Origin of the sequence: Isoptericola sp. NPDC019693 (genome assembly GCF_044389085.1) — a bacterium.
In the GTDB taxonomy this organism is placed as follows: Bacteria; Actinomycetota; Actinomycetes; order Actinomycetales; family Cellulomonadaceae; genus Isoptericola.
In genome coordinates, this window is sequence record NZ_JBIRXP010000002.1 from 284,532 (window position 1) to 305,916 (window position 21,385).

Annotated in this window: 20 protein-coding genes; 11 read left to right on the top strand and 9 right to left on the bottom strand. The window is 74.9% G+C overall.

What is annotated here, in order from left to right:
• Nucleotides 1-78: 78 nt before the first annotated feature.
• The 3 genes from ACH436_RS06730 (at nt 79) to ACH436_RS06740 (ending at nt 2,281) form a co-directional block, all read left to right on the top strand.
• Nucleotides 79-1,059, top strand: coding sequence for an aldo/keto reductase (locus ACH436_RS06730; protein ID WP_430559424.1), 981 nt, complete (start codon nt 79-81; stop codon nt 1,057-1,059).
• A 90-nt stretch (nt 1,060-1,149) separates the two neighbouring features.
• Complete coding sequence (locus ACH436_RS06735) at nt 1,150-1,884, top strand: SDR family oxidoreductase (protein WP_430559425.1); 735 nt, start codon at nt 1,150-1,152, stop codon at nt 1,882-1,884.
• 16 nt (nt 1,885-1,900) lie between these two features.
• Nucleotides 1,901-2,281, top strand: coding sequence for a MerR family transcriptional regulator (locus tag ACH436_RS06740; RefSeq protein ID WP_430559426.1), 381 nt, complete (start codon nt 1,901-1,903; stop codon nt 2,279-2,281).
• Nucleotides 2,282-2,294: 13 nt separating this feature from the next.
• Here the strand turns inward: ACH436_RS06740 and cofC are convergent, their stop codons facing one another.
• Both cofC and cofD read right to left on the bottom strand, forming a co-directional pair.
• Entirely contained in the window at nt 2,295-3,044 is a 750-nt protein-coding gene (gene cofC / locus ACH436_RS06745; RefSeq protein ID WP_430559427.1) for a 2-phospho-L-lactate guanylyltransferase, read from the bottom strand.
• Nucleotides 3,041-3,991, bottom strand: coding sequence for a 2-phospho-L-lactate transferase (gene cofD / locus ACH436_RS06750; protein WP_430559428.1), 951 nt, complete (start codon nt 3,989-3,991; stop codon nt 3,041-3,043). The genes cofC and cofD overlap by 4 nt, the downstream gene beginning before the upstream one ends.
• A 122-nt stretch (nt 3,992-4,113) precedes the next feature.
• Here cofD and ACH436_RS06755 point away from each other — a divergent pair, with 122 nt between their 5' ends.
• The 5 genes from ACH436_RS06755 to ACH436_RS06775 all read left to right on the top strand — a co-directional run bounded on the left by ACH436_RS06755 (nt 4,114) and on the right by ACH436_RS06775 (nt 9,160).
• Nucleotides 4,114-4,431 carry an MTH1187 family thiamine-binding protein gene (locus ACH436_RS06755; protein WP_429733876.1) on the top strand — a complete coding sequence of 106 codons (318 nt, stop codon included), beginning with the start codon at nt 4,114-4,116 and terminating at the stop codon, nt 4,429-4,431.
• A gap of 162 nt (nt 4,432-4,593) precedes the next feature.
• Complete coding sequence (locus ACH436_RS06760; protein ID WP_430559429.1) at nt 4,594-6,210, top strand: hypothetical protein; 1,617 nt, start codon at nt 4,594-4,596, stop codon at nt 6,208-6,210.
• Nucleotides 6,211-6,345: 135 nt separating this feature from the next.
• On the top strand, nt 6,346-7,530 hold the full coding sequence (locus ACH436_RS06765) for an FAD-dependent oxidoreductase (protein WP_430559430.1): 1,185 nt from the start codon (nt 6,346-6,348) through the stop codon (nt 7,528-7,530).
• A 109-nt stretch (nt 7,531-7,639) separates the two neighbouring features.
• Entirely contained in the window at nt 7,640-8,194 is a 555-nt protein-coding gene (locus ACH436_RS06770; RefSeq protein WP_430559431.1) for a TetR/AcrR family transcriptional regulator, read from the top strand.
• Between the two features lie 48 nt (nt 8,195-8,242).
• Entirely contained in the window at nt 8,243-9,160 is a 918-nt protein-coding gene (locus ACH436_RS06775) for an ABC transporter six-transmembrane domain-containing protein (protein ID WP_430559432.1), read from the top strand.
• Here ACH436_RS06775 and ACH436_RS06780 read toward each other — a convergent pair.
• Nucleotides 9,091-9,918, bottom strand: a complete 828-nt coding sequence (locus ACH436_RS06780; RefSeq protein ID WP_430559433.1) for a hypothetical protein — start codon at nt 9,916-9,918, stop codon at nt 9,091-9,093. The genes ACH436_RS06775 and ACH436_RS06780 overlap by 70 nt on opposite strands.
• Before the next feature lie 96 nt (nt 9,919-10,014).
• Complete coding sequence (locus ACH436_RS06785) at nt 10,015-11,571, bottom strand: MFS transporter (protein WP_430559434.1); 1,557 nt, start codon at nt 11,569-11,571, stop codon at nt 10,015-10,017.
• Nucleotides 11,572-11,692: 121 nt separating this feature from the next.
• On the opposite strand from ACH436_RS06785, the gene ACH436_RS06790 reads away from it, so the two are divergent.
• Nucleotides 11,693-13,063, top strand: a complete 1,371-nt coding sequence (locus tag ACH436_RS06790; RefSeq protein WP_430559435.1) for a flavin monoamine oxidase family protein — start codon at nt 11,693-11,695, stop codon at nt 13,061-13,063.
• A gap of 19 nt (nt 13,064-13,082) precedes the next feature.
• Here the strand turns inward: ACH436_RS06790 and ACH436_RS06795 are convergent, their stop codons facing one another.
• Nucleotides 13,083-14,042 (bottom strand): zinc-binding dehydrogenase, encoded by a 960-nt coding sequence (locus ACH436_RS06795; protein ID WP_430559436.1) that lies wholly within the window; start codon nt 14,040-14,042, stop codon nt 13,083-13,085.
• 77 nt (nt 14,043-14,119) lie between these two features.
• Here ACH436_RS06795 and ACH436_RS06800 point away from each other — a divergent pair, with 77 nt between their 5' ends.
• Complete coding sequence (locus ACH436_RS06800) at nt 14,120-15,061, top strand: hypothetical protein (RefSeq protein WP_430559437.1); 942 nt, start codon at nt 14,120-14,122, stop codon at nt 15,059-15,061.
• Nucleotides 15,062-15,064: 3 nt separating this feature from the next.
• On the opposite strand, the gene ACH436_RS06805 is transcribed toward ACH436_RS06800, so the two are convergent.
• The 3 genes from ACH436_RS06805 to ACH436_RS06815 form a co-directional block, all read right to left on the bottom strand.
• Nucleotides 15,065-15,493: a VOC family protein gene (locus ACH436_RS06805; protein WP_430559438.1), complete on the bottom strand. Its 429-nt coding sequence runs from the start codon at nt 15,491-15,493 to the stop codon at nt 15,065-15,067.
• A gap of 119 nt (nt 15,494-15,612) precedes the next feature.
• Nucleotides 15,613-16,905 (bottom strand): homoserine O-acetyltransferase, encoded by a 1,293-nt coding sequence (locus ACH436_RS06810; protein WP_430559439.1) that lies wholly within the window; start codon nt 16,903-16,905, stop codon nt 15,613-15,615.
• Nucleotides 16,902-18,281 carry a bifunctional o-acetylhomoserine/o-acetylserine sulfhydrylase gene (locus tag ACH436_RS06815; protein ID WP_430559440.1) on the bottom strand — a complete coding sequence of 460 codons (1,380 nt, stop codon included), beginning with the start codon at nt 18,279-18,281 and terminating at the stop codon, nt 16,902-16,904. The genes ACH436_RS06810 and ACH436_RS06815 overlap by 4 nt, the downstream gene beginning before the upstream one ends.
• 396 nt (nt 18,282-18,677) lie before the next feature.
• On the opposite strand from ACH436_RS06815, the gene ACH436_RS06820 reads away from it, so the two are divergent.
• The gene (locus ACH436_RS06820) at nt 18,678-20,114 is read left to right on the top strand and encodes an NlpC/P60 family protein (protein ID WP_430559441.1); all 1,437 of its coding nucleotides are present in this window, start codon (nt 18,678-18,680) and stop codon (nt 20,112-20,114) included.
• 83 nt (nt 20,115-20,197) lie between these two features.
• On the opposite strand, the gene ACH436_RS06825 is transcribed toward ACH436_RS06820, so the two are convergent.
• A complete protein-coding gene (locus ACH436_RS06825) occupies nt 20,198-21,259 on the bottom strand; it encodes a zinc-binding dehydrogenase (RefSeq protein ID WP_430559442.1) in 1,062 nt (353 codons plus the stop codon).
• Between the last annotated feature and the right edge of the window lie 126 nt (nt 21,260-21,385).

Below are 21,385 nucleotides of genomic sequence, written 5' to 3' on the forward strand. Positions count from 1 at the left end.
GGGCCGATCCGTTCGTAGCGTCGTGGGTGTCGGCGGGCGTCCCGCCCCGCACGACCGGAAACCCGGACAGGAGCACCCATGCGCTACCGCACGATCGGCGACGGCACCACGTCCTTCGAGGTCAGCACGCTGTGCCTCGGCACCATGTGGTTCGGCACCCGGACGGACGAGGAGACGTCCTTCGCGATCCTCGACCGCTTCGTCGAGGCCGGCGGCACCTTCCTCGACACCGCCAACAACTACAGCTCGTGGATCGGCGGCACCGGCCGCGACAGCGAGGACGTCCTCGGACGCTGGCTCGCTTCCCGGGGCAGCCGCGACCAGGTGCGCCTCGCCACCAAGGTGGGCGCCGCCAAGAAGGACCCGAACCTGCCGCTGCAGCAGGTGCCGCCCACGAACTACCAGGGCCTCGGCGCCGAGACGATCGCGTGGGAGGCGCGCGAGAGCCTCCGGCACCTCGGCGTCGACCACGTCGACGCCTACTACGGCCACGTCGACGACTACGACACCCCGCTCGCCGAGACGGTCGGCGCGTTCGGCAAGCTCCAGGCCGAGGGCCTGGTCGGGATCACCGGCATCTCCAACGTGGCCCTGCACCGCGTGGTCGAGGCGCGCGAGGAGGCCCGCCGCCAGGGCGTCGCGCCGTACGGCCTGGTGCAGCAGCAGCTCACCTACCCCTACCCGCGGCCCGACGTCGGCCGGCACAACTGGGCGTCGTACGAGCTGCTGGACTACGCCCGCGCGTCGTCCGAGGCGGGCAGCCCGCTCGCCGTCGTCGCGTACTCCCCGCTCATGCAGGGGGCGCTGGTGCGCGACGACCGGCCGCTGTGGGACGGCTTCGACCACCCGACGACGCACGAGCGGCTGCGCGTGCTGCGCGAGGTCGCGGACGAGGTCGGCGCCACGCCGAACCAGGTGGTGCTCGCCTGGCTGCTGGGCGGCCCGGTGCCGGTGGTCCCGGTCGTCGGGGCCGGCAGCCTCGCCCAGCTCGAGGAGATCCTCGGCGCCGCCGAGCTCGACCTCGACGACGAGCTGCGGGCGCGCCTCGACTCCGTGTGACCGACTCCGTGTGACCGGCGGCGTGTGACCGGCGGCGTGCACGCGCCGCCCTTGACCCTGACGCCGGCGTCAGGTCCTAGCGTCCAGCTCATGGAGATCACCGATCAGATCGCCCTGGTCACCGGGGCCAACAGGGGGCTGGGCCGCCACTTCGTCACCGAGCTGCTGGAGCGTGGGGCCGCGAAGGTCTACGCCGCGGCACGACGGCCGGAGGAGGTCGACGTCCCGGGCGCGACGCCGCTGCGCCTGGACGTGACCGACGACGCCTCGGTGGCCGCGGTCGCCGAGCGCGCGCAGGACGTCACGATCCTCGTCAACAACGCGGGGGTGGCGACGCTCAGCCCGTTCCTCGGCGGGGACCTCGCGGGCGCCCGCCAGGAGATGGAGGTCAACTACTGGGGCGCGCTGCGGATGGTCCGTGCGTTCGCGCCGGTCCTCGGGCGCAACGGCGGCGGCGGGATCCTCGACGTCCTGTCCCAGAGCGCCTTCCGGGCGTTCGGGTTCGCGGACACCTACGGGGCGGCGAAGGCCGCGGCCTGGCAGCTGACCAACGGTGCCCGGCTCGAGCTGGCCGGCCAGGGCACGCAGGTCACCGGGCTGGCCATGGCTCTCGTCGACACGGACATGTCGGACTGGGCCAGGGCGGAGGGCACCTGGGAGCTCGCCGAGCCGGGCGACATCGTGCGCCAGGCGCTCGACGGCTTCGAGGCCGGCGCCTTCGAGGTGCTCGGCGACGAGCTGACCCGCGAGTGGCGGTCCCGGCTCGGCGAGCCGGCCGAGGCGCTGTACCCGCAGGCGGCGCCCCAGCCGGCGGGTCAGCACTGATCGACGGGCCGCCGGGATGCGGAGCGCCGGGAGCGTCGTTGACGACGGTGTGCTGAAGATCGGCGAGGTCGCGCGACGCGCCGGCGTGAGCGTGCGCGCGCTGCGCTACTACGAGGAGCAGGGGCTGCTGGAGACGGTGCGCTCCTCCGCCGGGCACCGCCTCTACGACGAGACGGCCGTCGAGCGGGTCCGGTTCTACCAGCAGCTCTATGCGGCCGGCCTGACCAGCGGCAACATCGCCCAGCTGCTGCCCTGCGTCGACTCGGGTCACACCGACCACGAGCAGCGCGCGATGCTGCACCAGCAGCGCGCGCTGCTCCGGGACCGGATGGACGACCTCGCCGCGGCGATCGCCCGCCTGGACACGGTGATCGCCGAGGCCGACGCGCGCTCCTGAGCGGTCCGGGACCTCAGGGGAGGGGCAGGTCGAGCCCGTGCCGCAGCCGGTCGCGGACGCCGCGGGGCAGCTCGCCCCAGTCGTCGACCGTGTCGAGATCGACGGCGGTGCCCGACCGGTGCACGACGACCGGCCGCAGTCCGGTGCGCTGGGCCTCGCCGACGTGCGCCGCGCGCGACCCCTCGCCGAAGCGGAACACGAACGGCACGCTGGCGGGCAGCACCAGCAGGTTCGTGCCCGCCAGGTGCCGGTCGGTCGCGACGACGACGGGCGGCGCGTCGTCGGCCGTCGCGCTGGTCCCCGCGGCGAGCAGGGCCGCGACGTCGTCGGGCGCGAGGAGCGGCAGGTCCGCGTGCGCGACGAGCAGCCGTCCCGCACCGCGCGCGAGCGCGGCCTCCCGGCCGACGTCCAGCGCCGCGTTCAGTCCCGGGCGGTCCGGCGGCTGCGCGATCACCTCGACGCTCGGCGCGGCAGTTCGGGTTCGGACCGGCAGTTCGGACTGCCGCCCCGAGCCCGAACTGCCGTCGTGAGCGCGGGAGCCGAGGGTCTCGGCGGCGAACGGCACGTCGGCGGTCACCACGAGCACGCGGTCCACGCCGTCCGACGCGAGGAGGACGGCGACGACATGCCGGGCGAGCGCCGCGACCAGCCGCCGTCGCGCGGCCGGGTCGAGGGAGGACGCCAGCCGCGACTTGCCCGAGACGCCGTCGCGCAGGGGCACCAGCGCGACGGTCCCGCCGACGTCGCGACCCGGTGCGCTCATCCGAGGGCGAGCAGGTCGCGGGCCAGGCGCTCGCGTCCGGCGGCGCCGCCCATGATCGTGTCGGTGACGACCACCTCGAGGCCGAGGTCGCGGATCGGGCCGGCGAGGGCGGCGTCGGCGTCGTCCACGACCATGACGTCCACGAGGTCCGCGTAGAGGCGGGCGACGCCCAGCGCGGACACCTCGTGCCCCAGCGTCTCCAGGATCTGCGCCGCCGGGCCCTTGATCGCCTGCCCGCCGACGATCGGGCTCACCGCCACGCGCCGCGCCGGCGACGCGAGCACGGCGTCCCGCACCCCGGGCACGGCCAGCACCGGCTCCACCGACAGGAACGGGTTGGACGGCGCGACGACGAGCAGGTCGGCGCCCGCGACGGCGTCGAGCACGCCGGGCGCGGGCCGGGCGGCGGTGACGCCGTCGAGCTCGATCCCCAGCACGGCGTCGGCGTGCTGCCGGCGCACGAAGTACTCCTGGAACGCGACCCGCCCGGACGGCGTGTCGACGAGCGTGCGCAGCCGGTCGTCGGTCACCGGCAGCAGGCGGGCCCGCACGCCGAGCGACGTCGCGAGCCGCGCCGTCACCGCGTGCAGCGGCTGCCCCTCGCGCAGCGCGGCCGTCCGCACGACGTGGGTCGCCAGGTCCCGGTCGCCCAGCGTGAACCACGTGTCCTCGCCGAGCCGGGCGAGCTGGTCGAGGGTCGTGTACGTCTCGTCGGTCAGCCCCCAGCCGCGGGTCTCGTCGTTCAGCCCGGCGAGCGTGTACATGACCGTGTCGAGGTCGGGGGAGACCAGCAGGCCGTGCCGCTCGGTGTCGTCGCCGACGTTGACGACGACGGTGAGGCCGCCGTCGGGCGCCGGGGCGCCGTCGTCGGGCAGGGCGAGGGCGAAGCCGTGCGCCAGGCGGGCGCCGCCGACCCCGCCGGCGAGAAGGGTGACGCGTGTGCTCACCCGACGAGCCTACGGTCCTCGCCACCCACCCCGAGGCGCCGAACAGGCGGTTGACACCGTTATCGCGGCAGCACGGCCGCGATAACGGTGTCAACCGCCTGTTCGGCACGCAGAATGAGCACATGGCCGTCTTCGCTTTCTCCGTCGCCCCGCTCGGCGCAGGCGAGTCCGTGGCGGACTCCGTCGCCGCCGCCGTCCGCATCGTCCGCGAGTCGGGGCTCCCGACCCGGACCACCGCCATGTTTACCGAGATCGAGGGGGACTGGGACGAGGTGATGCCGGTGATCCAGCGCGCCACGGAGGCCGTGGGCGCCGGCGGGCACCGCGTGTCGCTGGTGCTCAAGGCGGACATCCGCCCCGGCTACACCGGCCAGCTCGACGCGAAGGTGGCACGGGTCGAGGAGCGCCTCGCCGACGACGGCGGCACCGGGCACGCGTAGCCTCGCGGCGCCCCGCGAGACCTCGCCGGACCTCGCCGCGGGCGGCCTCACGCTCCGGCGCGCGGCTGGGAGCCCGCTGTGGTACACGCCACGGCGCGGGGGCCGTAGGCTTGCCCCGGGATCCGGCCGCCGGGGTCGGATCCGATCCAGGAGTGGTGTGCAATGCCCCTGTTCGAGGTCGATGCCCAGAGGCCCCTCCTCGTCCAGTCCGACCGGTCGCCCGCGGCAAGCGCCCCCGGCGTCGGGACCACCGCCCACCGGGTGGTGGACAGTCACATCGACGGTCTGCTCGGCGAGCAGATCTTCCCGGTCAGTCCCGGCACCGGCCCGGACGAGCCGCACCTGCTGGCCCTCGACGCCACCGGGTCGCCGGTCGTCGTCGAGCTGGTCGCCGACCTGGACCGCGCCGCCCTCACGCGGGCGCTCGACCACGCCGGCGCGGCGGGCCGGCTGACGCGCGGCGCCCTGGCCGAGCGGTACCACGGCGGCCCTGCGGCGTTCCATCGCGACGTCGCCGCGTTCTACGACAGCGTGCCGATCACCCGCTCGCAGCCGGGTCGCAGCAGCGCGCGCCTGATCGTCATCTGCCAGGAGGCGAGCGAGGAGATCCTCAACGCCGTCGACTTCCTGCGCCAGCCCACCATGCCCGTCGAGGTGCTGAAGATGGGCGTCGTGCACAGCGCCGACGGGCGCCGGTTCGTGGACGTCTCGCCGCTGGTGATCCACCCGGCGTCCGCGCCGTCGGCCCCGAGCCTGTCCGCGCCCGCCGCGGCCCCGGCGCTGTCGCGCGACACGATCGCCGACGGCGACGAGCCCTCGCCGGGCGCGCGCGACGGCGTGGACCCCGAGACCTTCGCGGAGGGCGTCGCCGTCGGCCTCGCGCTGGGCGGCAAGATGCCAGCCTCCGTGCAGGCGCCCCGCGAGCGGGCGGAGTCGGCCCCGCCGTCGCGGACCCGGCGCCGTGCCGCTCGCCCGCGGACCGACGGCGACGGCCCGTCCGCGGGGGCGGGTCCGGACGGGGGGCTGCCCGTCCCGCCGGTGCCGGCGCCGCCGGCCCCCGCGCCGAGGCCCACACCGCTCCCGAGCCCTGCCGCCGGGCTCGACGACGACCTCGACCTGACCCGCGAGCGGCCGCCGCTGCCCGGGTCGGCCCCGCGCCGCCGCTCGCGGTCGGACCGCTTCACGTCGCGGCCGGAGCTCGACGCTGCGGCGCCGGAGCCCGAGCGCCCGGCGGGCTACGGGGACGCGTTCGCGCAGGCCGCGGCGCCCGCGTTCGACCTGCCGGTGCCGGAGCCGCGCTGGTCCGGGGTCGAGGACGACCTGCCCCGCCTGCAGGTGCCGCCGCTCGAGCCGCCGCGCCTGCGCACCCCGCCGGACGACCCGCTGGAGCCGCGCTGGACGCCCGCGCCGCACGACCACGGTTACGACCCGCTGACCTCGCCCGTCCCGCCCCCGCCGGAGCCGTTCGCGGCTCCCGCGCCGTGGGCGCCGCCGCCCGCCGCGACCGACGACGAGGTGGACCCGGACCTCGTCGCGCTGGCCGGCACGCTGGTGCACCCGACGACGATCGTGTGGTCGCGCCCGCGTCGCCGCCAGTACTTCGAGGCCGTGCTGCACCAGGACGGCGCCATCCAGCTCGCCGACGGTTCCCGCTACTGGCACCCCGACCACGCGGCGTCCGCCGCCTCGGGCTCGCCCACCGCCGACGGCTGGAGCGTCTGGCGCCTCGGCGCCGAGGGGCCCACGCTGCTGGACGCCTTCCGGCACCGCTTCGCCTGAGCGGTGCCGGCCGCGCGGGGCTAGCGCGCCCCGGCTGACTCGCGTCCTCGCGCCGCACGGCGCGCTTTGACAGGCCCAGTCGTCGCATCAATACTGTACTGACGAGTCAGACTAGTTTGTGGGAGGCGGGCCGAGATGGTGGGAACGGCGGTCGGGTCGGTGCGGCGGCGAGCCCTGGTGGTGGGTTCGGGGATGGCGGGGTGCGCGGCGGCGTGGTGGCTGGATCGCGAGGGGTGGGAGGTCGTCCTCGTCGACAAGAAGGTCGAACCCTTCCCGAGCAGCTACCTGATCCAGCTGGACGCCGAAGCCATCCGGGTGCTGCGGTTGATGGGCGGGCAGCAGATCCTGGACGAGGCGACCTATGCCGCGCCGGAGACGTCGTTGCGGTGGGGCACGCGCAAGGTCCGCGAGGTCCGGTTCGACATGGGCGAGGGGTGGCGGCTTGCCCGTCGTTCCGTCCTGCTGTCGCGGTTGTTCGAGCACGTGCCCGCCGCCGTCGAGGTGCGGATGGGCATGGAACTCGAGGCGCTGGAGCACCGGAGCGAGGACGTGCAGGCCAGGTTCGCCGACGGGTCGAGCGGGTCCTTCGACATCGTGGTCGGGGCGGACGGGCTGCACTCGACGGTGCGCCGGCTGACGCTGGCGTCCGAGGAGCAGAGCGTGTACCGCAACGGCCTGTCCCACGTGTGGATCAACGCCGACGTGCCGCTGCCCGACGGGCGGGCGGTGATCGCGGCCCGCGAGGGGATGCTGATGCTGATCTACCCCTTCCTGGACACCGACCAGACATCGATCTGCGCGGCCGTTCCCGTGCCCGGGGCGGCCCGGCCGGACATGGGGATGCTGAAGGATCGGGTGTGCGACGCCGTCGAGCGACTCGGTCCGGAGATGCGGGCGGTCGCGGTGGCGGCGCGCAAGTCCGAGGACACGAAGCTGACCCGGTTCTCCCAGACCCGCCTGCCGCGCTGGTACACCCGGCGCGTGGTGCTCCTCGGTGACGCCGCGCACTGCATCGACCCGCTGTCGGGGATGGGTGCGCACGCGTCGCTGCCCGGCGCGAAGGCGCTCGCCGAGGCGCTGCGGGACACCGACGACGTCACGGCCGCGTTCGCCCGGTTCGAGGCCGAGATGCGGCCCTTCGCCCGGACGGCGCAGACCATCACCGCGCGGGCCGTGGAGTTCAGCACCGGTACCCAGGGGCGCAGCCGAGCAGCGTCGGTGGCAGGGATGGCGGGCGACCTGCTCGCCACCGTCCCGGCCACGCTGACGCGGTCCGCCGTCCGCCGGCGCGCCAGGGCGATCGCCGGAGCCAGGCCATGAGCGCCGCCCGGTAGAACGCGGCCCCGTCGTGGCCGGTCACCGGGTCGTGCGGTGACCGGGCACACTGGTCGCCGAGCGATGCCGCCACCCGCACGTGAGAGAGAGATCGATGGGACGCACAGCAGGTCGAGGGCCCGAGGACACCAAGAGGTTGATCCTGGACGCCGCGAAGGGGGTCGTCGTGGAGCAGGGCGCCCGCGCGACCCTGGACGACGTCGCGGTCGCCGCCGGGCTGACGCGCGGGGCGGTCATCTACCACTACAGCTCGAAGAACGCGCTGTGGCTGGCGCTGGCGCATGACGTGACGGACCAGTTCCGCCGGGACGTGGAGGGCCTCCTGGAGGGCGGCGACGCGCCCGGGCGCCTGGCCCGGGCGTTCGTCCGCGCCTCGCTGGAGGGGGACAACATCGACGGCGTCGGGCAGCGCCTCTTCCTCCTGTCGGCGCTCGCGGCCGCCCCCGGGGTGGCCGAGCTCGTGGCCGAGGACGGGGCCCGCTGGAAGGCGGAGATCGCCGAGGACGGGCTGTCGGTGGGTGCCCGCACCGTCATTCTCAATGCCGTCGACGGGGCAGGCCTGATGACCGGGTGGGGGCTCAAGCCCGAACGTGACGAGCTTCTTGCCCTGCGCACCGAGCTGGAGAACCTCACTGCCACCGACCGGTAGCTCCTCGGAGCACGCGCGCCACGGGGGCGCCCGGCGCAGGATGCTTGCATGGCCTCGCTGATGGGCGGCTACCGCGCCCGGATCGCGCTCTCGGTACTCCTCGTCGTCGCGGAGAGCGCCGGGGTGGTCGTCGTGCCGTTCGTGATCGGCGTCGCCGTGGACGACTACCTCGACGGATCGATCCGCGGGCTGGCCTGGCTGGTCGGGGTCGGCCTGGCGACAGTGATGGTGTCCACGGCCCGCCGGCTGCACGACGCCCGGCTGTACTCCCGGCTCTACGAGCGCGTCGGTGCGAGCGTGCCGGCGCCGGGTGCCGGCCTCTCGCAGCAGGCCGGGCGCCTGAACCTGCTGCGCGAGGCGGTCGACTTCCTCGAGCACACCGTGCCCGAGGTCGTCGGGGGCGTGCTCGCGTTCGTCGGCATCCTGGCGTTCCTCGCTGCCCTGTCGGTGCCCGTGTTCACCGGCGCCCTGGTGATGGCGGCCCTGGTCGTGACGATCTATGCGGCCTCGACCCGGCAGACCATGGCGGCCAATCGCGGCTACAACGACGAGTACGAACGCCAGGTCGACGTCCTGCGACGAGGCGACGGCGCCCTGACGCGCCGACACCTCGGCCTGCTCAACACCTGGCTGACCAGACTGTCCGACCTGGACGCGATCAACTACGCCCTGTCGATGGTCCTCACCGTCGCGTTGCAGGTATTCGCGATCGTGGCTTGCGCGCGAGCGGGCATGGACGACGGGACGATGCTCTCGGTCGTGCTCTACGTGTTCGAGTTCGCCGCCTCGGCGACGCTCCTCCCCGTCTCGTGGCAGGGGTTCCTGCGACTGCGCGACATCCGTGGACGGTTGCGCGGGGCACCCGCGGGGGGCGTTCCGCCCGGACGACGCGAAGGTCAGGACGAGGGGACGCGCGCCACGCGCCCCAGCTCCCGCACCACGGCGCGGGGCAGGGACCGCGGGTAGAACGCCGGCACGTCCCGCGCGCCGTGCCAGCCGTCCAGGGCGAGGGCCGCCGTCGCGAGCTCGAGGTGGTCGAAGGAGCGAGGGTTGATCCCGCGCAGGGCACGTGCTCGGGCGCGGACGTCCGGGCGGGGGAGGGGCGAGACGCCCGCGAGCGCGTAGAGGCGTTGGACCGCGGTGATCGTGCGTTCGTCCTCCAGGCCCTGCAGCGACATGGTCAGGGTGTGCCGGTCGAGGTGCAGCTGCAGGGGAGAGGCCTCGGCGGCGCCGTCGTCGTGGACCTGGCGCACGACGGCGATGAGCACCTGGTCGATGTCGCCGAACGTGGCCCGCAGATGGGTGGTGGTGCACCCGCTGGCGGCAGCGACGTCGTCGAGGGTGAGGTCGTCGATCCGGCGGCGCTGTGAGAGCTGCAGGACGGCGTCGACGAGGGGCCGATCGTCGCGCAGTCGTGCGTCGTCGGCGCGCTGGGAGGGGGCGACGTCGAGGGGCCGCATCAGAGGCAGGTTCCCGTAGCCGCTGAGATGGGCGGCGACGGCGGACCACTGGGCGTCGCTGAGGTCGTAGGTGCTCTGGTAGCTGCCGAGCCACAGCGCCTCTCCGGCGAGCGACGCGACCCACAGCCGTGGACCGACCCCCTCCAGGCCTCGGTGCACGTCGTGCTCGCCGGCGTCGACAGTGCTGGTCAGGTACTTCAGGGCCCGTCCGACCTGCTGGCGCAGGCGGTCGACCGCGAAGAACGAGAACGGGAAGAGCGGCACGTCGTGCTCCTGTCCAAGGACGGTCGTTGAGGTTGCTGTGCGTCGTACCGGGGCTGGTCGTCGGGGACCTTCGTGAGGGGCTGGGCGCCCCGGGGTCTAGTGCGAGGCGCCGGTGATGCTCGTGCCCTTGGGGGTCATGAGGAACACGAGGGTGGCGACGGCGAGCATGATCACGCCCCCGGCGAGGCTGGCGACCTGCATGGAGTGGGTGAACGCGGCGCTGGCGGCGCTGGCGAGCTCGGGGAGGGCGAGCTGGTCGGAGATCGCGACGGCGGCGCCGAGGGACTCCTCCGCCTGGGCGGCCAGGGTGGGGTCGATGGCCTGCAGCGCGGGGTCGGTGGCGTACTGGGCGCGGTAGATCAGCGCGGAGATGCTGCCCAGGATGGCGACGCCGAGCACGGCGCCGAGTTCGTAGGAGGTCTCCTCGAGGGCGCCGGCGTTGCCCGCCTTGTCCTCCGGGGAGCCGAGCATGATCATGGCGGACCCGATGGCCAGCGAGCCGGTGCCGGCGCCCACCAGGACGAGCACGGTGATCACGAGGGGCAGGCCGAGCTCGCCGCCCGGCCCCAGGCCGAGCAGGAGCATGCCGACGCCGGCGGTGGCGAGGCCGGTGGCGAGCACGGCCCGGGCGCCGAAGACCCTGGACAGCGGTGGCGCGGCGATCGCGGCGACGGCCGCGGCGAGGGCCTCGGGGGTCAGCAGCAGCCCGGCCTGGATGGGGGAGACGCCGCGCACGAGCTGGAGCCACTGCGCGAGCAGGAGCAGGGCGGCGACCATCGAGAAGGTCGTGCCGAGGGCGGCGACCATCCCGGCGGAGAACGTGCGGTTGCGGAACAGGCGAAGCTCCAGCAGGGGGTGCTTGCTGCGGATGCTGCGGACCGCGAACCAGGTGAGGGTGGCGGCGGCCAGGGCGAGGGCGGCCCAGGCCTCGGGCAGGGCCAGCGTGGCCTCCTTGCCGAAATGCTTGATGCCCCAGACCAGCGCCGTCATCCCGACCAGGGACAGCACGGCGGCCAGCGCGTCCCAGCGCCCGGCGACGCGCACGCGCGACTCGGGCAGGATGGCCAGGCCCGCGGCGATGGCGATCGCGATCAGGGGCACGTTGATCAGGAACGCGGCGTGCCAGGAGAAGTGCTCGAGCAGCACGCCGCCCACGAGCGGCCCGACGGCGGCCCCGAGCCCGGAGACCGCGGCCCAGATGCTCAGTGCCTTGGCGCGCTCGGCGGGGTCGGTGAAGATGACGCGGATCAGCGACAGCGTGGTCGGCATGATCATCGCGCCGCCCAGACCGAGGAGCGCACGGATCGCGATGACCGCCTCGGCGCTGGTCGTGAACAGGACCATCAGCGACGCCGCCCCGAAGATCCCGTAGCCGAGCAGGAGCATCCGCTTGCGGCCCCAACGGTCACCGATCGCCGCGAACGACACCAGCAGACCGGCCAGCACCAGGGAGTACACGTCCACGATCCACAGCTGCTGGTCCGAGGTGGGGTGCAGCTCCGCGGCCATCTCGGGCAGCGCGATGTTGAGGATCGTCATGTCCATCGTGAGCATCAGCAGGCTCGCGCTCAGCACCGCGACGGCCGTCCACCGCCGCCGCGACGACATGCCCGCCGCGGGCGACAGGCTGGTCCTCTGGTCGATCTTCGTCATGGGTTCTCCGCATCGTCCGTTCCCGGGGAGTCCCCCGAACTCCTGATACTGTACTGACGAGTCAGTACAGTTGCCAAGTGGGACACCCGGCCCGGCAGGCCACACGTGAACGGAGCGCCAGATGAAGAGTGCCAAGACCGCCACCCGCACCACCCGGACCGCGGACGTCGTCGTCGTCGGAGCGGGCCTGGCAGGCCTCACCGCGGCCGACGAGCTCACGCGGGCCGGCCACGACGTCGTCGTGCTGGAAGGGCGCGACCGCGTCGGCGGCCGGATCCGTCAGGCTGAGGTCGCAGGCGTGGCCGTCGACGCCGGAGCCACCTGGGTGGCACCGGGCCACGCCGCCGTCCGCGAACTCGCTGCCCGCCTCGGCTGCGAGCTCGTGCCCCAGTTCCACCAGGGCAAGGGCGTCATCTCCTTCGGTGGGCGACGCAAGGTCGAGAGCATCACCGCCATGACGCCCTGGGCGATGGCCGACCTCGCGCGCATCATGAACACCCTGCAGAAGATGGTCGACGACCTGCCCGTCTCCGAGCCCTGGACCCACCCGCACGCGGCGCGACTGGACGCCATGTCGTTCGGTGAGTGGCTCACCTCCAAGTGCGCGCTCAAGGACACCCGGAAGTTCATGAACATGTTCAGCCTGGTGCACTGGGGCGCACCCGTCGGGGACGTCTCCCTGTTCAACGTCATGCGCTACATCAGGACCCTGGGCGGAATCGAGCACATGCTCTCCGTCGAGGGCGGGGACCAGCAGGACCGGCTGCTGGACACGACCCACACCCTCGTCACCAGGCTCGCCGACACCCTCGAGCACCGGGTGCTCCTGGGCTCACCCGTCGAACGGATCGCCACCGCCGGCGACCGCGTCACCGTCGAGACCTCCACCCACGTCGTCGACGCGCGCTACGTCATCGTCACCGCGGCGCCGCCCCACCGCTCGACCATCGAGTTCACGCCGGCCCTGCCGGACCATCACTACGGACTCGCCCGCGCCTGGCGGCTCGGCGCGCTGAGCAAGGCGTTCGTCGCCTACGACCGGCCCTTCTGGCGGCACGAGGGCCTCTCCGGAGAGGGTGTGTCGGACGACGAGACCGTCTTCCTCACCTTCGACGTCAGCCCCCACCCCGACGGCCCCGGCATCCTGATGGTCTTCTGCGACGCCCGCGGCTTCGACGCCTACGACCCCGAGGAGCGCCGCCGACGTGTCCTCAAGCACCTCGTCCATCTCTTCGGGCAGCGCGCCGGTCAGGCCACCGACTACACCGACTTCTCCTGGGGCAACGACACCTTCGCCCCCGGCGGACCCAACCCGGCCCCCGCCCCGAAGACCTGGACCACCTTCGGCCCACACCTGCGCGAGCCCGTCGGGCGCATCCACTGGGCCGGCACCGAGACCGCCGACGAGACCTCCGGAACCATGAACGGCGCCATCCTCTCCGGTCAGCGCGCCGCCACCGAGGTGGCCGCCCGGCTCGCCGACGAGTCGTGAGCGGCCTCGCCGCGGGCGATCAGGGCCGGACGACGATCTTGCCGGTCTGCTCGCCCGCGGCGAGGCGCGCCATGCCGTCGCGCACGTCCGCGAGCCGCACCTCGGAGTCGATGACCGGGCGGACGCCGGTGCGTGCGACGAACCGCACCAGCGCGGCCAGGTCGTCGCGGGAGCCCATCGTCACGCCCTGCACGCGGATCTCGTTGAAGAAGACGCGGGTGAGCTCGGCGGGCGGGGCGTCGCCCGACGTCGCGCCGCAGACGACGATCGTGCCGCCCGGCCGCACGGAGCGCACGGAGTGCGCCCAGGTGGCCTGGCCGACGGACTCGATCACGGCGTCCACGCGGGCGGGCACCCGGCCTCCGCTCTCGACGGCGTGCGCGGCGCCCAGCTCCAGCGCGCGCTCCCGGCGCTCCGCGGACCGCGACGTCACCGTCACCTCCAGGCCCGCCGCGGCCCCCAGCACGATCGCGGCGGAGGCGACGCCGCCGCCCGCGCCCTGCACCAGCACCCGGTCGCCGGGGGCGAGACCGGCCGCCCCGAACAGCATCCGGTAGGCGGTGAGCCAGGCCGTGGGGAGGCACGCGGCCTCCTCGAACGACAGGTCGTCGGGCAGGGGCACCAGGTTGTGGGTCGGCACCGCGACGTGCTCGGCGAGGGTGCCCGGGTAGTGCTCCGAGAGCAGCGTGCGCCGCTCCGTGGGCCCGACGCCGTGCCCGTCGGCGCCGATCACGCCGTGCAGCAGCACCGGTGTGCCGTCGGCGGCGGTGCCCGCGGCGTCGGTGCCGAGGATCATCGGGAGCTGTTCCGGCCGCAGCCCCACGCCCCGCAGCGACCACAGGTCGTGGTGGTTGAGCGTCGCGGCACGCACCTGCACCGTGGTCCAGTTCTCGCGGGGCTCTGGTTCGGGGCGTTCACCCACCTCCAGGCCGTCGAGGGGGGAGTCGGGCGAGAACCGGGCGACGGTGGCGGCGAGCATGCGTCCCAACCTACTGGTGGTCGGGCCTCCCGGACGGACCTGGAGGCAGGACCTGGAGATGCCCTAGGTTGTCCGCCATGCCCACCGGTGAGGTCGAGGAAGAGCTGACCGCGGCGCGCGCCGCGGTCGTCGAGCACGCGCAGCACGCGGCGCGGCGTCAGGTCGCGGGGCGCGAGCTCGCGGCCGCCGAGGAGGCCCTCGCGGCGGCCCGTGCCGCGCTCGCGGACGAGACGGCCGACGTCGCGCGGCTGGAGTCCCTGAGCCTCGCGCGGGTGTGGGCGGGGCTGCGTGGTGACCGAGCGCAGCGGCTCGACGCCGAGCGGGCCGAGCAGCAGGCGGCCGAGTACGTCGCCGCGACGGCGCAGGCACGCCGCGACGCCGCGGAGCGCGAGGTGCGCGTCGTCGACGCTGCACTGGCCGCCCTGGGCGACGTGCAGGCCCGGTGGCACGCCGCGCTCGCGGCGAAGGAGGAGTGGGTGCGCGGCGCCGGCGGCCCGGCGGCGGCCGAGCTGGGCACGGTGGCCGAGCAGGCGGGCGGGTGGCGCGCCCAGCAGGTCGAGGTCGCCCAGGCACAGGCCGCGGCCGAGCAGGCCCTCGGCGCCCTGGGTGCGGCGGCGGACGAGCTGCGCAGCGCCGACGGCTGGTCCACCTACGACACGTTCTTCGATGGCGGCATGCTCGCGAGCATGGCCAAGCACGACCGGATGGACCGCGCCGCGGGCCTGCTGCGGGAGGCCGACGCCGCGCTGCGGCACCTCACCGTCGAGCTGGGCGACCTCGGCGAGCAGGGCGTCGGCGGGGTCGGCGTCGACGGCCTCACCCGCACGCTCGACGTCTGGTTCGACAACATCTTCACCGACTGGTCGGTGCGGAACCGGATCGCCGAGGCGCGCGACCGCGTCGCGGCGGCGATCCGCGCCGTCGAGGGCGTGCGGCAGCGCCTCGCCGAGCGGTCCGCCGCCGCCGACGCGGAGCTGGCCGCGCTCGCCGCCCGGCGGGAGTCCCTGCTGGTGGGTTGACCGTCAGGGCGCGCCGACGTCGAACATCCAGGTGACGCCGTACCGGTCGGTCACCTGGCCGTAGAAGTCGCCCCACGGCGCCTTGTCGAAGGGCATCGCGTCGGTGCCGCCCTCGGCCAGCTTCGCGTACGCGCTCGCGACGTAGTCGTAGTCCTCCGGCCCGCCGGTCAGCGCGACGGTCACGCCGCTGGTGGGGGCGACGTACGGCATCATCGAGCCGGTGTCGGCGGCCATCAGCGTGAGGCCGGACGGCGTATCGAGCTGGCCGTGCATCACGAGGTCCCGGTCGGAGTCCTCGATCGGCATGCCGGAGTCCGCGGGCATGTCGCCGAACCGGCTGACGTCGAGCTCGCCGCCGAGCACCGACCGGTAGAACTCCAGGGCCTCGGCCGCCTGGTTCCTGAAGCTGAGATACGGGTTGAGCCGGACCATCGGTCGCCTCCTCGCGGGTGGGAGCCGCCGCCACCGGTGGCGACGGCACCACGCTAGAGCGGTTCGCCGGGGTTCGCGCGGCTGGGCGGGCGGCGAGGCCGCCCACCGTGCCCAGACCCTCAGTCCGGCGTGCTCTCCGACCCGAGCCGCACGTCGGCGAGGAACTCCTCGACGATGGGCCCGAGCTGGTCGAACTCGATGAGGAAGCCGTCGTGCCCGAAGTCGGACGTGATGATGCGCAGCGGCTCCGCGCCCGGCACCCAGGCCGCGATGCGGCTCGCCTGCTCCGGCGGGAACAGCCGGTCGGAGTCCACGGCCACGACCAGCGCGCGGGCCGTGATCTGCGACAGGGCCGACTCGACGCCGCCCCGGTCGCGCCCCAGGTCGTGGCTGAGCATCGACTCGGTGAGCACCAGGTACGAGTTGGCGTCGAACCGCCGCGCGAGCTTGTCCCCGTGGTGGTCGAGGTACGACTGGACGGCGTACCGGCCGTCCCCCAGCGGGTCCTCGCCGCCCTGCGGCAGGCGGCCGAACCGGACGTCCAGCTCCGCCGCCGTGCGGTACGTGGTGTGCGCGATCTGCCGGGCGATGGCGAGCCCCGTGCCCGGGCCGTCGCCGTCGGGCGCGTCGTAGTAGTCGCCGCCGCGCCAGCGCGGGTCGGCACGGATGGCGCCGAGCTGCGGGTGGGCCCAGGCGATCTGGTCGCCCGACGTCTGCGCCGTCGTCGCGATGGCGGCGATCCCGTCCACCGCGATCCCGGACTCGGGGCCGAGCAGCGCCCACTCCAGCACGCGCAGCCCGCCCATCGACGCCCCGACGACGAGCGACCAGCGCTCGACGCCGAGCTGCCGGGCCAGCTCGATCTCGGCGGCGACCTGGTCGCGCGTCGTGATGCGGGGGAAACGGGCGCCCCAGGGGCGGCCGTCGGGGGCCTCGGACGCCGGGCCCGTGGTGCCCTGGCAGCCGCCCAGCACGTTGGGCGCGACGACGAACCAGCGGTCGGTGTCGATCGGCGCGCCGGGGCCGATCATGTCCGCCCACCAGCCGGCGGTCGGCTGCCCGGGCCCGGCCGGCCCGGTGACGTGCGCGTCGCCGGTCAGCGCGTGCAGCACGAGGACGGCGTTGGAGCCGTCGGGCGCGAGCTCGCCCCACGTCTCGTAGGCGACCCGCACGTCGGGCAGCACCCCGCCCGCCTCGAGCTCGACCGCGCCGACGTCGACGAACTTCCGCGCCGCGGCCGGGTCGCCCTCTCGCCACGCACCGGTGGCGGGCACCGGCGGCTTGACCTGGGCCCGCGAGGCGGGCGTCGGGCGGACGGTCGGTGCGGTGCCGGAGCGGCGCCCGCCCACCGACGGCACGGTGGCGGCGACGCCGCCGTCGCACCGTGCGGACGGGCCGGGCACCGCGGTCACGCCGCGGCCTCGTCGTCCGACGTCGAGGCGTCCGGCGCGCCCGCCACGACGTCGGCCGCCGCGGTGAAGCCGAGCTCGAGGTCGGCGAGGATGTCCTGGATCCCCTCGAGGCCGACCGCGAGCCGCACCAGGGCGGGGGTCACGCCGGACTGCGCCTGCGCCTCGGGGGTGAGCTGCGAGTGCGTGGTCGACGCCGGGTGGATGACGAGCGAGCGCACGTCGCCGATGTTCGCCACGTGCGAGTGCAGCCGCAGCGCGGAGACGAAGGCGCGGCCGGCGGCGTTCGCCAGCTCCGGGTCGGCGACGTCGAGCTCGAACGCGACGACCGCGCCGGCGCCCTTCGGCGCGTACTTCCGGGCGTTGTCGTGCCACGGCGACGAGGGGAGGCCGGCGTAGTGCACGAGGCGCACGTCGGCGCGCTCCTCGAGCCACTCGGCCACGTGCTGCGCGTTGGCGACGTGCCTCTCGACGCGCAGCGACAGCGTCTCGAGGCCCTGCGCGAGCAGGAAGGCGTTGAACGGGGCGACGGCGGGGCCGAGGTCGCGCAGCAGCTGGACGCGGGCCTTGAGCACGAACGCGAGGTTGGCGCCGAGGGCGGAGCCGACCCCGAGGTCACGGGCGTAGACGAGGCCGTGGTAGCTGTCGTCCGGCTGGTTGAAGCCGGGGAAGCGGTCGGGGTGCGCGGCGTAGTCGAACGTGCCGCCGTCGACGATGACGCCGCCGATGGCCGCGCCGTGCCCGCCGAGGTACTTGGTGGCCGAGTGCACCACGACGTCCGCGCCGTGCTCGATCGGGCGCACGAGGTACGGGGTGGCGATCGTGTTGTCCACGATGAGCGGCACGCCCACCTCGTGGGCCGCGGCCGCGACGCCCGCGATGTCGAGCACGTCGGCGCGCGGGTTGGGGATGGTCTCGGCGAAGAACGCCTTGGTGTTCGGCCGGGCCGCGGCGCGCCACGACGCGGGGTCGTGCGGGTCGTCGACGAACGTGGTCTCGATGCCCAGCTTCGGCAGCGTGTGGCGCAGCAGGTTGTAGGTGCCGCCGTACAGGCTGGGGCTGGCCACGACGTGGTCGCCGGCCTGCGCGACGTTGAGGATCGCGAGCGTCTCGGCCGCCTGGCCGGACGCGACGAGCAGCGCGCCGACGCCGCCCTCGAGGTCGGCGACCCGCGCCTCGACGGCCTCCTGGGTGGGGTTGCCGATGCGCGTGTAGATGGGGCCGAGGTCGGCCAGCGCGAACCGGTCGGCGGCGACGTCGGCGCTGGGGAACTCGAACGACGTGGTCTGGTAGATCGGCAGCGCGCGGGCCCCGGTGGTCGGGTCGGGGGTCTGGCCGGCGTGGATCTGGCGGGTCTCGAAGGTCCAGCTGGAGGTCATGACGTGCTCCTGGTGGCTCGGTGTCGGGCGCTGTTCGGGCTCGGTCGGCGGTGATCGGGCCGCGGCGGGAACCAGGAGGCCTGCGCGTCTGGGGCGGGCCGCGGCGGTCGGCTGCGCACGCGGAGCGGATGGCTGGGTCGACGAGCGGCCGCAGGCAGGCGAACGTGCGCGGTGGTCAGCGGCACATTCGACGGGTCATGCGGACGACCGTAGCCCGGCGGCGTCGCGCGCGACACCCATGTCTCGCCATTCGGGACCAGGATTTGGACGGCGTGTCGGCTTGCGGGACGCTGCCGGATCCGACTCTCGGGTGGCGGTCCCGCGCGGGTGGGGTGAGCCTGGGCGAGGTTGCCCGGAGCACGGCGGCCGGGACGTCAGCCCAGGGAGGAGCAGACCATGCGTCGCACCCGTCGCGCCGGCAGGGCCGCATCGTGGCTCGGTGTCGCGCTGCTCGCCGGCGTGCCCGCCCTCGCCGGCGGCACCGCGTGGGCGCAGCCGCCGTCCGACGACGACGTCACCGCCGCGCACGCCGCGGCGGACGCGGCCGCGCTCGACGTCGCCGGTGCCCAGGCGCGGCTGGACGCGATCCGCGTCGAGCTCGGGCGCGCCGAGGCCGCCGTCCAGACCGCCGCCGAGGACTACGCCGAGGCCCGGGAGGCGCTCGCGGAGGCGAAGCGCGAGACGGTCGAGGCGAGCGCGCGGGCCGACCGCGCCCAGCGTGCCGAGGACGACGCCCGCGGGATGCTCGCCGAGGCGTACCGCACCACGGCGCGTGCGAACGAGAACGGTCTCGGTCCGCTCGACGTCGTGGCCGGGGCGCGCGACGTCGGTGACGTCGTGTCGACGGAGGCCGCGCAGCGCGCGGTGGACCGGAAGGTCGCGGGGGCGCTCGCCCGGCAGGCGGACGTCCGCTCCGCCGCGCGCAACGCCGACGCCCGCTGGCAGGCCGCCCGGGCCGCCCAGCAGGAGGCCAGCACGGCGGCCGAGGCCGCGTTCGCCACCGCGCAGCGCACGGCGGACGAGCTCACCGCCCGCACCGCCGCGGCCGAGGACGAGCGGGACCGGCTGTTCACCCGCCTCGCCGACCTGCGCAGCACCAGCGTCGAGCTCGAGCGCCGGCGGGAGGCGGACCGCCAGGCGCAGGCCGCGGCCGCCCGCGAGTCCGCCGCGCGGGAGCGCGCCGAGGGCGCCGCGCCGGCCCAGGCGTCGGCGGACCCGACGCCGGGGGAGTCGCGCGAGGGCTCCGGCGCCGGGTCGGGGGCGTCCGGCGCGGCGTCCCACGACCGTGAGCGCGGCGGCGACTCGGCCTCCGGCGGTGACGAGCGGGCGGACGCGCCGGAGCCGCGGCCCACGCGCACCCGCGAGCCGGCGCCGGACCCGGCTCCGCGCCCCGCACCGGAGCCCGAGCCCGAGCCCGACCCGAAGCCTGACCCGCCGCCGGTCAGCGGCGTCGGCCAGGGCAGCGCCGCGCAGGGCCGCGAGGCGCTGGCGTGGGCACGGTCGAAGATCGGCACCGCCTACCAGTGGGGCGGCGACGGCGACCCGGGTTACGACTGCTCGGGGCTCACCTCGGGGGCGTGGAACGCCGCGGGCGTGTGGATCACCCGCACGTCCCGGTCGCAGTACCTCACGGTGGGGAAGGTCCCCTACGACCAGATGCGCCCGGGCGACCTCATCTTCTACGCCAACGACACGTCCGACCCGTCGACCATCCGGCACGTGGCGATCTACGCCGGCGGCGGGAGGATGGTCGAGGCGCCGCGCCCCGGCGTCGACGTCCGGGAGACGCCCGTCCGCTGGGACGAGGTCATGCCGTACGCCGGCCGCCCCTGAGCGTTGTGAGCGCGATTCCGGGGACAATTCGCGACCGAATTGTCCCCGGAATCGCGCTCACAACGCTCAGGGGGCCGGGAAGGTCAGGGGCGCAGCAGCACCTTGGTCGCGCGGCGCTCGTCCATCGCGGCGTACGCCTCCGCGACGTCGTCGAGGGGCAGCTCCAGGTCGAACACCTTGCCGGGCACGATCGCCCCGGACAGCACGTCCGGCAGCAGGGTCTCCATGTAGCGGCGGGCGGAGGCCATGCCGCCGCCGATGGTGACGTTGCGGTCGAACAGGCGCCGCACGCTCAGCTCGGGCCCGCCGTTGGGGACGCCGACGAAGCCGACGCGGCCGCCGCCCCGCACGACGTCCAGCGCCGTGTCCATGGACTGCTTGGTGCCGACGCACTCGAGCGCGGCGTCGGCCAGGTCCCCGTCGAGCAGGTCGCGCACGGCCGCGAGGCCCTCCTCGCCGCGCTCGGCGACGACATCGGTGGCGCCGAACTCGCGGGCCAGCGCCGCGCGGTCCTCGTGCCGGCTCATCGCGATCACGCGCTCCGCGCCGAGCAGGCGGGCGCCGATCACGCCGGACAGCCCGACGGCGCCGTCGCCGACCACGACCACCGTGTCGCCCTGCGACACCCCGGCGGAGAACGCCGCGTGGTACCCGGTCGACATGACGTCGGCGAGGGTGAGCAGGTGCGGGACGAGGCCCGCGGCCTCGAGCTCGGCCTCGGGCCGGCCCACCGGGAACAGGGAGTGCTGCGCGAGCGGGATCCGCACCCGCTCGCCCTGCGCGCCGTCCACCGGGTTCCCCCAGCGGTCCGTGGAGCCGAAGCCGGTGACGAGGTCGCACGCCGCGGGGTAGCCGGCCCGGCACGCCTGGCACTCGCCGCAGCTCATCGTGAACGGCAGGACGACGAAGTCGCCGACCTGCGCCGAGGTCACGTCACCGCCCAGCTCCTCCACGACGCCCACCAGCTCGTGACCGATCGGTCGGGGCCTCTTCACGGCGGTGACGCCGCGGTACGGCCACAGGTCGGAGCCGCACACGCAGGCGGCCACGACGCGGACCACCGCGTCGCCGGGGGTGAGGATCTTCGGGTCCGGACGGTCCTCGACGCGCACGTCGCGGGCCCCGTGGATGACTGCTGCTCGCATGAGGCCACGGTAGACGTCCCCGCGCCCCCGTTTCGCCCGCAGGGGGCGGCCGGCGGGCTGTCGAGCGGAGCGGCCCGGGCGTACCGTCGGAGCACTCCGCCCGCGCGACGGTGCGCGGGCCGGCCA